The 13,055-nt window shown below is 68.3% G+C and carries 12 protein-coding genes and 1 pseudogene; 5 read left to right on the top strand and 8 right to left on the bottom strand.

Annotation, left to right across the window (positions count from 1 at the left end; translation table 11 throughout):
• Window positions 1–33: 33 nt before the first annotated feature.
• Together AC1VNH_RS08315 and AC1VNH_RS08320 are read left to right on the top strand one after the other, a co-directional pair.
• On the top strand, window positions 34–1,068 hold the full coding sequence (locus AC1VNH_RS08315; RefSeq protein WP_483110846.1) for a glycoside hydrolase family 6 protein: 1,035 nt from the start codon (window positions 34–36) through the stop codon (window positions 1,066–1,068).
• Window positions 1,069–1,186: 118 nt separating this feature from the next.
• A complete protein-coding gene (locus AC1VNH_RS08320) occupies window positions 1,187–2,188 on the top strand; it encodes a response regulator transcription factor (RefSeq protein ID WP_483110848.1) in 1,002 nt (333 codons plus the stop codon).
• A 67-nt stretch (window positions 2,189–2,255) separates the two neighbouring features.
• Here AC1VNH_RS08320 and AC1VNH_RS08325 read toward each other — a convergent pair whose 3' ends face one another.
• The 3 genes from AC1VNH_RS08325 to AC1VNH_RS08335 all read right to left on the bottom strand — a co-directional run bounded on the left by AC1VNH_RS08325 (window position 2,256) and on the right by AC1VNH_RS08335 (window position 5,366).
• Complete coding sequence (locus AC1VNH_RS08325; RefSeq protein ID WP_483112710.1) at window positions 2,256–3,674, bottom strand: glycosyltransferase family 2 protein; 1,419 nt, start codon at window positions 3,672–3,674, stop codon at window positions 2,256–2,258.
• 225 nt (window positions 3,675–3,899) lie between these two features.
• Complete coding sequence (locus AC1VNH_RS08330) at window positions 3,900–4,613, bottom strand: fructose 1,6-bisphosphatase (RefSeq protein ID WP_483110849.1); 714 nt, start codon at window positions 4,611–4,613, stop codon at window positions 3,900–3,902.
• Between the two features lie 135 nt (window positions 4,614–4,748).
• Entirely contained in the window at window positions 4,749–5,366 is a 618-nt protein-coding gene (locus AC1VNH_RS08335; protein WP_344229074.1) for a hypothetical protein, read from the bottom strand.
• A 66-nt stretch (window positions 5,367–5,432) separates the two neighbouring features.
• Between AC1VNH_RS08335 and AC1VNH_RS08340 the strand changes: the two genes are divergently transcribed.
• Entirely contained in the window at window positions 5,433–5,792 is a 360-nt protein-coding gene (locus AC1VNH_RS08340) for a hypothetical protein (protein WP_483110850.1), read from the top strand.
• Window positions 5,720–7,195: a DUF4012 domain-containing protein gene (locus AC1VNH_RS08345; RefSeq protein ID WP_483110852.1), complete on the top strand. Its 1,476-nt coding sequence runs from the start codon at window positions 5,720–5,722 to the stop codon at window positions 7,193–7,195. Before AC1VNH_RS08340 ends, AC1VNH_RS08345 begins: the two co-directional genes overlap by 73 nt.
• Before the next feature lie 6 nt (window positions 7,196–7,201).
• Here the strand turns inward: AC1VNH_RS08345 and AC1VNH_RS08350 are convergent, their stop codons facing one another.
• Complete coding sequence (locus AC1VNH_RS08350) at window positions 7,202–7,897, bottom strand: endonuclease/exonuclease/phosphatase family protein (protein WP_344229078.1); 696 nt, start codon at window positions 7,895–7,897, stop codon at window positions 7,202–7,204.
• A gap of 64 nt (window positions 7,898–7,961) precedes the next feature.
• Window positions 7,962–8,801, bottom strand: coding sequence for a tRNA pseudouridine(38-40) synthase TruA (gene truA / locus AC1VNH_RS08355; protein ID WP_483110854.1), 840 nt, complete (start codon window positions 8,799–8,801; stop codon window positions 7,962–7,964).
• A gap of 84 nt (window positions 8,802–8,885) precedes the next feature.
• On the opposite strand from truA, the pseudogene AC1VNH_RS08360 reads away from it, so the two are divergent.
• Window positions 8,886–9,965, top strand: a pseudogene (locus AC1VNH_RS08360) (acyltransferase family protein); the annotation flags it as partial.
• Window positions 9,966–10,937: 972 nt separating this feature from the next.
• On the opposite strand, the gene rplQ reads toward AC1VNH_RS08360, so the two are convergent.
• The 3 genes from rplQ to rpsK form a co-directional block, all read right to left on the bottom strand.
• Entirely contained in the window at window positions 10,938–11,489 is a 552-nt protein-coding gene (rplQ, locus tag AC1VNH_RS08365) for a 50S ribosomal protein L17 (RefSeq protein ID WP_483112711.1), read from the bottom strand.
• 35 nt (window positions 11,490–11,524) lie between these two features.
• Complete coding sequence (locus AC1VNH_RS08370) at window positions 11,525–12,514, bottom strand: DNA-directed RNA polymerase subunit alpha (protein ID WP_137418030.1); 990 nt, start codon at window positions 12,512–12,514, stop codon at window positions 11,525–11,527.
• A 125-nt stretch (window positions 12,515–12,639) separates the two neighbouring features.
• Entirely contained in the window at window positions 12,640–13,038 is a 399-nt protein-coding gene (gene rpsK / locus AC1VNH_RS08375) for a 30S ribosomal protein S11 (protein ID WP_039395885.1), read from the bottom strand.
• Window positions 13,039–13,055 lie beyond the last annotated feature (17 nt).

The following is a 13,055-nucleotide window of genomic DNA, read 5'->3' on the forward strand; positions in this document are numbered from 1 at the left end:
CAGGGTAGCGCGGTCGCACGGTACAGTCCTTGCGTGAGTTCCACGCCAGCAAGGCCCGCCCGTGGGCGTCGGCGCACCTTCCCCCGCTGGCTGCTGATCACCGTGCTGGCGGCGAGCCTGGTGATCGTGATCACGGCCATCGGAGTCGTGGGATGGGCGATCACCTCCGGGCTCCAGTTCCTCGGCGCGCAGGCACCGGGCGTGGGCACACGCATCGTCGTGCCCGAGGAGTCCAAGGCCAGCAAGGCCGCGACCGAGGGCGGGCTGGACTCCGACGCGCAAGCGGCGGCCGACTACCTCGCCGCCCAGCCGACCGCGTACTGGCTCACTCCCGAGATCGACCCGATCGGCGACGCGGGTCCCCGCATCCTGAACCTCGCGGCCGAGGCCCGCGATCAGGATGCCGCGCTCGCCGTGGTCGTCTACGGTCTGCCCGAGCGCGACTGCGGCAGCCAGTCCGCGGGCGGGCTGGACGACGCCTCCTACGCCACGTGGACGGCGGAGATCGGCCAGGCATTGGCGAGTGTGAAAGACGTGCAGAAGATCGTCGTCCTCGAGCCGGACAGCCTCGCCCAGGCACCGGACTGCGATGCCAACATCGACCAGCGGATGAGCGCACTCCACGATGCCGCGCTGCGACTGGTCGGTGTCGACACGTGGGTGTACCTCGACGGCGGCCACTCCAACTGGCGTCCCGCCTCGGAGATGGCCTCTCTCATCCAGCGAGTCGGGGTCACCGACAAGGTGCGAGGCTTCGCCACCAACGTGTCGAACTACAACCCCACCACCGACGAGTTCGCCTACGCGCACGAAGTGTCGCAGCTCCTCGGCGGCAGCCACGCCCTCATCGACACGTCTCGCAACGGCGCCGGCACCTCCACGAGCGAGTGGTGCAACGACCCCACGGCGCTCGTAGGCGAGGCCGGCGGAACATACGGCGACGACGTCGTCGACACGAACCTGTGGATCAAACCGCCCGGAGAGAGCGACGGCGTGTGCAACGGCGGTCCGCGCGCCGGTTCGTGGTGGCCGGACGGTTCCGTACAGCTCACGCGCAACGTGCTCTGACCGCGCACGCCATGGTATCCGCGGTGAATCGCGGGTAATCCGGCGGATATGGAACAATGGCGACGCGTGCGGTGCCACGAGCCGCGGCCTTGAACCGAGAATCGAGGATGCCGGACTCATGAGCGACGCTTCTGACGGGCAGAAGACCGCGGTCATCGTCGAAGACGATCCCGATGTGCGCCACCTCCTGGCCGAGGTGCTCGAGGCGGCGGGTTTCTCCACCGTCTCGGTCGGAAACGGCATCGACGGCGTGCGGGCCGTGCTCGCCTACCAGCCGCTCATCACGACCCTCGACGTCAACATGCCCGGCATCGACGGCTTCGAGGCCGCCCGGCGCATCCGCGAGAAGTCGAACACCTTCATCATCATGCTGACCGGGCTCGCCGATGAGGCCGACGTCGTCCTGGGGCTCGGTGCCGGCGCCGACGAGTACATCGTGAAGCCGTTCCGTCCTCGGGAGTTCCGCGCCCGCGTCGAAGCACTGCTGCGCAGGCCCCGCCCGGAGCCCGCGGGCCAGACCCGTCGACAGGAGAGCGTCGGTCCGTCGTTCCCCGGAGCGCGGCCGCAGACGCAGTCGATCCCCGTGCAGCCCGAGGTCCGACAGCCCCCCGCGCCGGTGCACATCGAGGAGAGCTCCTACCCGCCGGAGGCCGCGATGCCGGCCGACCGCATGACCTACGCCACGCCGCCGAATCTCCAGCCTCAGCAGCCTGCGTCCGCCGCGCCCGGAGCGGGAGTCGAGCTCTCCCCTCAGGCCTCTGGCGCTCTCGTCCCCGGCGGCGGGTTCTGGGTAACGCACCGCGACCTCCAGCTAAACCCGGAGACGCGCATCGTGCTCGTCAACGGTCAGCAGATCGAGCTGACGCGTACCGAGTTCGATCTGCTGGCGACGCTCCTCGAGTCCAAGCGGCGCGTGCGCAGCAAGGCCGATCTGACCCTCGTGCTGCGCGGCGAGTCGTACGTCACGTCCTACTACGTGGGCGAGGCCGACAAGCGCGCCGTCGAAGCCCATATGACGAATCTCCGCCGCAAGCTCGGCGACAACCCGAGCAACCCGCGCTACATCGAGACCGTGCGCGGCGTCGGGTACCGACTGACCACCGAGCTGCTCGCCCCCTGATCAGGCAGGTGACGAACGAAGAGGGCTCACGGGAAACCGTGAGCCCTCTTCGTTCATCTGGTGCGGGTCAGACCTTGTAGCCCTGGTACCGACGCAGCAGCTTCGAGAACATGAGCAGCGTCTGCAGAACCGTCACGACGCCGACGATGGGCCATCCGATCCAGAGGATGGAGGACTGCACGACCGGGCCCAGCATGTTCCAGATGATCGCCATGGCGACCAGTGCTGCGGCCAGCAGGATGAAGGGCGTCCAGTGGCCGATCGACCCGCCGCCGCGCTCCGCCTTCGCTTGCATCGCCCAGTTGTCGACCTTCTTCCGCGAGAGGAAGCGGGTCCACGAGCGGAGGAAGTGGCTGAGGCGGATCCACATGAAGATCTCCGCGGGGAAGACCAGCAGGGCGAAGAGGATGTCGCGCTGATTGCAGTACTTCATCGTGCGCGCGATGCGCAGGTTCAGCAGCACGGCCGTCAGCACGGGGATCAGCCACAGGGGCGAGAAGACGAAGGCGTTGATCGACAGCGAACCGGCGAGCAGCACGAGGAAGGCGACACGGACGAAGAGGTTGGTGAGCATGCCGAAGTTCTCGAACCAGCGCAGGCGCAGGTTCGGGTGGAACGGCTGTCCCTTGGTGTCGCCGCGCTGCCCGGGCCACATGAGCTCGATCGCGCCGAACGTCCACTTGACCTGCTGCGCGTCGTATCCCTTGAGGGTCGTCATACCGCCCACCGCGGCGCGCGCGTAGGGGCTGATCTTGGTGAGGTAACCGGCGCTCTTGATCTGCAGCGAGAGCAGCGAGTCCTCCACCTCGCTGTCCTTCACCCACGGGGTGTTCTGGTGGTTCTGCTTCATCGCGTCACGCAGGGCGTTGGTCGAGAAGATCGAGAACTGGCCACCGAGCACGGCCATGTTGCGGCCGCGGAGGAGGTTCTGCAGGTTGAAGGCCGCGAACTGGGTGCGCTGGCCGGCGATGAGCCACTTGGCCGTGAGCCCCTTGATGGGGCGATCGTCGATCGTGTAGATCGCCGAGATGCCTCCGATGCGAGAGTCGCTGACGGCCTCGGTCTCGAGGTACTCGACGGCGCGCGGTTCGGCGATCGTGTCGCCGTCCACACCGAGGAGATAGTCGCATCCCTCGACGAGCGAGTAGCCGTAGTTGAGTGCGCCGACCTTCTTGTCGGGGTTCTTGCCGATGTCGTGCACGAAGACCTCGGTGAACTGCTCGCCGAGGTCGGTCATGATCTCGTGCGGGCCGGCATACTCCGACGCGATCTTCGCCGTGTTGTCGGACGTGTTGTTGATCACGACGTGGATGACATCGGGCACCCGCGTCTGGGCGAGCAGGGCCTCGATCACATCCGCGATCGACTCCTCCTCGTTGTAGGCGGGGATGACGCATCCGATCGTGGAGCGGTGCGTGGTCGAGTTCTCGAGCACGGACATGAAGTCCTGCTCGAAGTGCGTCTCGAGATCGGCGCCGGGCGCCATCGCCGGGTACACGGGCTCCAGCTCCTGTGAGGGCACCTGCTGATACGCCATGCGGGGGTCCGACACAGTGATCACTTCCTGACGTTCATGGGCCGCGATGCGGCGGGGATCAGCACGCTGTTCGTGCGATGAGTCCAGACTGCACGCTCAACCGCAAGATCACGGAGGGTCCGGCGAGAAGCTCAGCGCAAGATTGGCGCAAGATCAGCGCCGGTGGTCGTCGGCTCAGCCGGGGAAGATCGCGATCGGCAGGTACTGGTACACCGTCTGCTGCTGGAACGAGGTGTCCGTGTTGGCGGTGCCCTCGACCGAGATCGTCAGTGCGAACTCGAGAGTGAGACCGAACGTGTCCGCCGGCAGCTGGTGGATGCTCTGCTGGGGAACGTAGAGCCCACCCTGGAAGCTGTTGAGCAGCAGTCCCCGGTCGGAGCGCAGGGTGTCGCTGGGAACCAGCGTGCGCGGGTCGGCGCTGAACTGGTAGGGCGACTGCATCTGGTTCGAGGTCTGCGTCGTGGTGGAGTTGATCTGCACCGAGGAGATGTAGACCCGGCGCTTGTCCGTCAGCACCGCCTTCTCATCGACGCGGTGGTCGTAGACGTTGACCGCGAAGCCGAAGACCTTCTCGTTGTTCGCGGTCCACTCCTGGGTGCGCTTGGGGTCGACCGCCCACACATTGAGGACGAGCTCGAGATCCTGCGCCACGTCGCTGCGCAGCTCGACCGACCCGTCGTACGTGAACTGCGAGTTGAACGCCATGCTCGCCGAGGGGGCGGGCGAGGGCACGACGGTCGTCGGCTGCACGGCAGTGTTGGTGCCCTGCAGGGAGTTGAAACCATCGACGATCTGCGAACACCCGGTCAGAGCCAGGGTGCTCGCGAGGGCGAGAGCGGCCCCCACGCAGAGCCGACGCATACCGCGATCGGCGAAGGGGATTCTCACAGGGCGCTCCTCGGAGACGTGGCCTCACGAGGCTCACAGGATTTCGGGTCGGTGCCGGCCCGTTTCTAGAAAACCCCAGGGTCAGCGCCGAAAGTATACGCGATCCACCCCCGTGCGCCATGCACGGAATCCCGGTCAGTCCTGCGATGCCCCTGCGATGGCGATCGTCAGCGTGTCGCTGGCGGTCTGTTTGGCGTATTCGGCCGAGGTGGGCGTGGTCTGCACGAGGAAGTCGTAGGTGAACTGCACCTGCACGAACGTCGCTTCGGCCGGTACGTCACCGATGTTGAAGGTCTGCGAGTAACTGTAGGGGTCGAGAACCAGGTAGCCGGGACTCACCGACGACTGGTCGGTCTGGGGCTGGAGGGGGTCGAAGGAGCGCGAAGCGTTGCCGGGGACGGCGACCATGGTCGCCTTCTGGAGGAAGACCTTCTGGCCGTCGTTGGGGGTGACGGTGGTCACCATCGAGATGCTGACGGGCTTCAGAGCTGTGGCCGTCCAGCGGTCCATGGACAGCGTCGACCAGTAGTTGATCGTCGCACTGACCGCGCCGGCGGGCACGACGCGCTGCGTCGAACCGCTGGACAGATCGTTGGTGACGGGTGTCGGAACGGGGGTGCTCGAACGCGACGCCGCCGTCGGACTCGGCGTCTGGCCGCCGGTGTTCCACGGCGCCGGACCGCATCCGGTCACCAGGGCCGTGGCCAGCAGCGGAGCGACGACCGCGACGGGTGTCCAGTGTCTGCGGCGCATGGCGACTCCCGGGGTGAGGTGGACTTCCCACTCTAGCGGCGCGGCATGACCGCTTAAGGTGAAGGCGTGACCAATCCCCTGCTGCCGGCGCCCGCCAGAACGGCCGGACGGATTCTCATCTGGGTGCTGCTCGCCCTGCTCGTCCTCCTCGTCGCGGCAGCAGCCTGGCTGGGAGTGCGGGGGTACCTCGCTTACGGCCATCTGTCCGCGGCGCAGCGCGCCGCGGGAGAGGTCACCCGCAACCTCGACGACACGGATGCGGCTATCGCACGGTTGGCCGACATCGCCGCGGACACGGCGGCCGCGCGCTCCTTGACCTCGGACCCCGTGTGGCGGGCGGCCGAGGTCCTGCCGTGGGTCGGGGACCAGCCTCGGCCGTCGCCACCGTCACCGCGGCCGTCGACGACGTGGCCGGGAAGGCGCTGACTCCCCTCGTGCGCGTCGCGTCGGATTTCTCGGCCGGTGCGCTGAAGCCGGTCGACGGACGCATCGATGTCAGCGGGTTCGGCGAGATGCACGAGGGGGCCCAGAGCACCACCGCGCAGGTGGCTCTCGCATCGGATGCCGTCGACGACATCGACCGCGCCGCCCTGCTCCCCCCGGTGGCGAAGGCCGTCGAGGACGTATCCGGGCTGCTCGCGTCCGTCGAGACGGGCTCGGATGCGGTCAGCCGCGCGACGGCGCTGATGCCGGCCATCCTCGGCGCAGACGGTCCGCGCAACTACCTCGTCGTCTTCCAGAACAACGCCGAGTGGCGTTCGCTCGGCGGCATCGTCGGCGCCATGGCTCTCGTGCACACGGAGAACGGTCAGATCTCTCTCGCGGCCCAGGCATCCGCCTCCGGTGACATCACTCGGTATCGCGACCCCGTGATCGATCTCGGTCCCGATATCACCGGCTTCATGGACACACGGCCGGCGCGCTTCATGCAGAACGCCACGCAGGTGGCGTCCTTTCCCCTGGCGGCGCAGATCGCGCAGGCGATGTGGGAGCGACAGTATGGCGTCCGCGTCGATGGCGTGATCTCGCTCGATCCCGTCACCCTGTCTTACATGCTGGCCGCAACCGGGCCGGTGGCGCTGCCGACGGGTGACAAGCTCACGAGCGAGAACGCGATCCCGCTGCTGCTGAACGAGGTGTATCTCCGTTACGACCCGAAGACCCAGGACGCGTTCTTCCAGGTGGCCGCCGCATCCGTCTTCGCCAAACTGGCGGCGGGCGACGTCGCTCCATCGGCCCTCGTCTCCGCCTTGTCGAAGGCCGGCGAGGAGGAGCGTCTGCTCATCTGGAGCAATGCACCCGAGGAACAGGCGATCCTCGACGGCACGAGCCTGCAGGGTCTACTGCCGGCGACCGACAGCGAGCGGACGAGCTTCGGCGTGTATCTCAATGACGCGACCGGCTCGAAGATGGACTACTACATGAAGGTCGGCACCGGAGTGCAGTGGTGCACCGCGCAGGGCGGGGAGAGCGAAGCCGTGCTCGACGTATCGCTCACCAACGATGCGCCTGCCGATGCGGCCAGCCTGCCCGCCTACATCACGGGAGGGGGCAGCTTCGGCACCGAGGCGGGGCTGACCCGCACGACGGGGTATCTGTATCTTCCCGAGGGCGCCTCCGTGCTCTCCTCGGAGAACTCGGACGGCACGGGCTTCCAGTCCGGAACCGACCAGGGTCGACCGGTTCTCATCTGGTCGTCGTTGCTCGCTCCGGGCGAGCAGGCCAGCGCCAGCATCCGCGTGCGCACACCCTGGACCCCCGAACTGAGCGCGCAGGTCACGCCGGTGCTGCCGGGGACGGACTCCGCTCTCGCCGCCTCCTGCGGCTGAGCGCGGTCAGCCCACCTCGACGCGGGCGCGCGACGACGAGAGCGTCGCGGTCACAAGGATCGGCAGGTGGTCGCTGAGCCCCTGCGGCAGCGTTCGGATGTGCTCGATGTCGAACCCGGTGGATGTCGCGAAGTCGTAGTGCCCGCGGAAGAAGCGATAGCGCGTGTACGTGCGGGTGTCGCTGAGCGTGAGCTCGTACCCCTGGTCCCTCACCCGCTCGCCGAGTCGTTCCTTGAAGACGGGATAGTTGTAGTCGCCCACCATCAGGGCGGGAAGCTGCGGTCCGAGATCCTGCAGCTCGGCCAGTGCCGTGCGGATCTGGTGGCGACGCAGTGAGTTGAGCGCCGTGAGGGGTGCGGCGTGGAAGGACGCGACGATGATCTCGCGGCCCGCGTCGATGTCGTGCAGACGCACGCCCAGCATCCGCTCCTCTGCGGGCTTGAGCACCCGGTCGTGCAGCGACTTCTTGAGCGAGAGCGCGCGCACCTCCTGCAGCCGGAAGCTGCTCTCCCGGTAGTAGACCGCCAGTCCCAACCGGTTGCGGCTCGTCGCATCCGCGAGGCGCAGGCCACCGCTCACCTCCGGGATGTCGGTCGTGTCCGCCTCCTGGAGACAGAGCACATCGACGCCGTGCTGCTCGGCCAGATCCGCGATCTCGCCCGCAGCGCGATGTTTGCGCAGGTTGTAGGAGATGACCTTCATCAGGCCATCCACACTATGCCCGGCACGTGAACGGCGGATGCCGGTTGCGCAACGCCCAGCGAATTCACTCCTGAACGCGACGCGCGCGCGTCTGCTCGGCCCGCGCCGCCATGAGCTCCGGTTCCGGATAGCCGACCTCCGTCAGCACCAGCCCGCGCGCGGCGAGGACCGCGAACTCGCTCGTCCGCGTCGCCTGCTCGCGCAGTCGCACGACGTCCTCGATTCCCAGACGCCCCTGGCCGACCGCCACACACGCTCCCACGAGCGCGCGCACCATCGAGTGGCAGAACGCATCGGCTTTCACGTTCGCGACGATCGCCCCCTCGACGTCGCGTCGCCAATCGAACTCGAGGAGCGTGCGGATGGTCGTCGCCTCCTCACGCGGCTTGCAGTACGCCGCGAAGTCGTGCAGCCCCCGGAGCGAGCGCGCCGCCTCATCCATCGCCGCCACATCCAGCGCGGCGCGAACGGTGGTGGTGAACTCCCGCCGCAGCGGGTCGTAGCCGGTGACGTCGTCGGCGATCCGGTACGCGTAGCGGCGCCAGACGGCCGAGAAGCGCGCATCGAAGCCGTCGGGAGCGAGCGTGGTGCGGCGCACCGTCACATCCGAGTACGAGCTCAAGACGCCGCGGATGCGGCGCGCCAGGGCCTCGACGGGGTCAGGCTCCGACCGCCGCGACGCCGCCAGCCTCGCCTGCTGCGCCTCGTCGAGATCGAGGTGGGCGACCTGGCCGCTCGCGTGCACGCCCGCATCCGTGCGCCCGGCGACCGTCAGCTGCGGCGAGCCGGCGACGATCCGAGCCAAGGCCTCCTCCAGCGTGCCCTGGACGGTGCGGAGGCCCGGCTGCCTCGCCCAGCCGCGGAAGTGCGTGCCGTCATAAGCGATGTCGAGTCGGATCCGCACCGCACAAGCCTACGGGTGCATCCCACCGGGGCGCCCATGCCCGGATCGTAGAATGGCCGGGCTCCCCCTCCCGGATCCTCCCCCATGATCGCTGACACTCCTCCTGCCCCGCGCGCCCGCTTCGCAGGTCTCGACGGCCTCCGTGCGGTCGCTGTGACCCTCGTCGTGATCTATCACCTGTTTCCCGGCTGGTGGATGCAGGGCGGCTTCATCGGCGTCGACGTCTTCTTCGTGATCAGCGGGTTCCTCATCACCTCGCTCCTGCTCCGGGAGCACGATGACACCGGCCGCGTCGCACTGGGGCCCTTCTGGCGCCGGCGCGCCCGACGGTTGCTGCCCGCGCTCGTGCTCGTCCTGCTGGCGTGCTCGAGCGCGGCATGGCTGATCGGCGGCGACGTGCTCGTGGGGCTTCGGCGACAGCTCATCGGCGCGCTGGTGTTCGGGTACAACTGGACGGCCGTCGTCGACGGCGCGGACTACTTCGGCTCCGGCAGCGGTGAGCTCTTCCGCAACCTCTGGTCGCTCGCCGTCGAGGAGCAGTTCTACCTCGTCTGGCCGCTGCTACTCCTCGTGCTCCTGCTGCTTCCCCGCGCCTGGATGCGTGCCGGGGCGGCACTGGTCGCGGCGGCCGCATCCGCGGTATGGATGGCGGTGGTCGTCGCCTCCGGAGCCGCCGATCCGCTGACACTGGGAGCCCGCGTCACCCGCGCCTACTTCGGCACCGACACCCACTCCTTCGGTCTCCTGCTCGGAGTAGCAGTCGCGTTCGCCTGGTGGGCGGCCGTGCGGGTCGAGCGCGGCTGGATGCACGCTCGTGTCGTTCGCGGTGGCGCGTCGGCGCTGGGGACGGCCGCTCTCGCGGGTCTCGTCCTGCTGGCCACGATCGCTCAGAGTCAGAGCACCGCGACCTTCCCCGGCGCGCTCGTCGCGGCGAGCGCGCTCTCCGCGATCGTGATCGTGGCGGGTGCGTGGCCCGGGTCGCTGCTGGGGCGCGCACTGGATGTCCTCCCCCTGCGGTGGATCGGCGAACGCTCGTACGGCTTGTACCTCTGGCATTGGCCCGTGCTGGTGCTGCTGGTGGCGGCCTCGCAGGGCACGAGCGTCGATCGCGCCTTCCCTGCGACCATCGGCGCCGCCGCAATGGCCGTGACGGTGGTCGTGTCCGCACTGTCGTACCGGTTCCTCGAGATGCCGGTGCGTCGGCGCGGCGGAGCTCAGGTCGCCGGCGAGCTCCGACAGGCGTTCGCGACCAGCGCGCGTCGCCGTGCGAGAGCCGTGGGCGTCACGGCCGCAGCTGTCCTGCTCGTTGCCGGCACCGCCGGCGCGGTCGCCTCGGCTCCTGCGGTCTCGAGCGGCGAGGCCGTGGTCGCCGCCGGCGTGGACGCGCTGCAGAGTCAGCCCGCGCCGACGAACACGGGCGGGGATCCCGACGACGACGTCGTCACAGGCGACGAGGTCACCGCCGTCGGCGACTCCGTCATGCTCGCGTCCGCCCCGAGTCTGCTCACCGCGCTGCCGGGAGCGGATGTCGACGCCGCCGTATCGCGTCAGATGTACGCGGCACCCGACATCCTGCGCTCCCTCACGGACTCGGGTCGCCTGCGCGAGTTCGTCGTCCTGGGTCTCGGCACCAACGGGTCGATCTCGCAGCGCACGCTCGAGCAGGTGCTGGAGGTCATCGGCCCCGACCGTCAGCTCGTGCTCGTCACAGCGTCCGCACCGCGCTCCTGGATCCCGGGGGTGAATGCCGACCTCGCCGCTTTCGCCCGCACGCATCGCGGTGTGCAGATCGCCGACTGGCAGACGGCGATCGCGCCGCATCTGGATCTGCTCGCCGGCGACGAGGTGCACCCGGGGGATGCGGGCGGCCGGATCTACGCCGACGTCGTCGTCGCGGCACTCGCCGAAGCGCAGCGTGCGAAGGCGCGATTCTCCGCGTTCGCCGAGCAGCGCGCCTTCGAGCAGGCCTGCGCCAGTCGCAGCTGTTCCAGGCGCCCGGCTCGCCCAGCGCAGGCTGAGCGTCCGCGCGCCACGCACGGCGGAGAACGTCACCGCAACGGCGCGAACCCCGCGGGATCCGAAGATCACGCGGGGTTCGCGGTGCAAAGGGGCCGGGACGGGTCCCGGCGGGTCCGATTACTCGGACTTCTTCTCCTCCGACTCGGCCGGAGCCTCGTCAGCGGTGGCCTCGGGCGCCTCGGGCGCCTCCTCGACGACAGTCTCCTCGACCGGAGCCTCTTCGACAACCGTCTCCTCGGCGGGAGCGGCCTCGACGGGAGCCTTGTCGGCCTTGGCGGCCTTCTGGGCAGGAGCGGCCTTCTTCTTGGTGACGGGCTCGAGCACGAGCTCGATCACGGCCATGGGAGCGTTGTCGCCCTTACGGTTGCCGATCTTCGTGATACGGGTGTAACCACCCTCACGCTCGGCGACCAGGGGCGCGATCTCGGTGAACAGGACGTGCACGACTTCCTTGTCACCGATGACCGAGAGCACGCGACGGCGAGCGTGCAGGTCGCCGCGCTTGCCGAACGTGATCAGGCGCTCGGCGAGCGGACGAAGGCGCTTGGCCTTGGTCTCGGTCGTGGTGATCGACTTGTGGGTGAACAGTGCCGCGGCAAGGTTCGCCAGCAGAAGACGCTCGTGTGCGGGGCCGCCTCCGAGGCGGGGTCCCTTCGTGGGCTTGGGCATTCTCAGTTACTCCAGGATTTCGCGGGTGAGCCGGATCAGGCGTTGTCTTCTTCGTATCCGCCGTAGAAGTGGGCGCCGTCGAAACCGGGCACCGAGTCCTTCAGCGACAGACCGAGCGAGACGAGCTTGTCGCGCACCTCGTCGACCGACTTCTGACCGAAGTTGCGGATGTTCATGAGCTGGGTCTCCGAGAGGGCGACCAGCTCGGACACCGTGTTGATGCCCTCGCGCTTGAGGCAGTTGTACGAGCGCACCGAGAGGTCGAGATCCTCGATGGGCATCGACAGCTCGTTGGAGAGGACGGTCTCGACCGGCGCGGGGCCGATCTCGATACCCTCGGCCTCGACGTTCAGCTCGCGGGCGAGGCCGAACAGCTCGGTCAGGGTGCGACCGGCCGACGCGACGGCGTCGCGCGGGGCGATCGAGGGCTTGGTCTCGACATCCAGCACGAGCTTGTCGAAGTCGGTGCGCTCACCGGCACGGGTGGCCTCGACGCGGTAGCTCACCTTGAGCACCGGGGAGTAGATCGAGTCGATCGGGATCTGACCCGCCTCGGCGTACTCGTTGCGGTTCTGCGTGGCCGACACGTAGCCGCGACCGCGCTCGATCGTCAGCTCGAGCTCGAAACGAGCGGTGTCGTTCAGGGTCGCGATGACCAGCTCGGGGTTGTGCACCTCGACACCGGCCGGAGCCGAGATGTCGGCGGCGGTCACTTCGCCCGCACCCGTCTTGCGCAGGTACGCCGTGATGGGCTCGTCGCGCTCGCTCGAGACGACCAGCTGCTTGATGTTCAGGATGATCTCGGTGACATCCTCCTTCACACCGGGGATGGTGCTGAACTCGTGCAGCACGCCGTCGATGCGGATGCTGGTGACAGCAGCACCGGGGATGGACGAGAGGAGGCTGCGACGCAGCGCGTTGCCGATGGTGTAACCGAAGCCGGGCTCGAGCGGCTCGATGACGAAGCGGCTGCGGAACTCCCCGATCTTCTCCTCGGTCAGAGTGGGACGCTGTGCGATGAGCACGATGTGTTCCTTTCGGCTAAGTGCCCGCTATATGACACTTGCGTGGATGAGGTGTTGAGTTTTTCTCGCGGATGCCGGGGCGCACCGTCAGGCGGCGCGCCCAGGCATCCAGAAGCTGTGAGACGTCAGACGCGGCGACGCTTGGGCGGGCGGCAGCCGTTGTGCGCCTGCGGCGTGACGTCCTGGATCGACCCCACCTCGAGGCCGGCAGCGGTCAGCGAACGGATCGCCGTCTCGCGACCCGAACCCGGACCCTTCACGAAGACGTCGACCTTCTTGACACCGTGCTCGGCGGCCTGACGGGCTGCCGACTCGGCGGCCATGCCGGCCGCGTACGGGGTCGACTTGCGCGAGCCCTTGAAGCCCACTCCACCCGAGGACGCCCAGCTGATGACAGCGCCGGACGGGTCGGTGATCGAGACGATCGTGTTGTTGAACGTCGACTTGATGTGGGCGTGACCCACGGCGATGTTCTTCTTCTCCTTGCGGCGGGGCTTGCGCGCCGCGGACTTGGCCTGTGCCATGTGCGTGTTCTCCTAAA

It is taken from the genome of Microbacterium sp. KU4F (assembly GCF_056868075.1).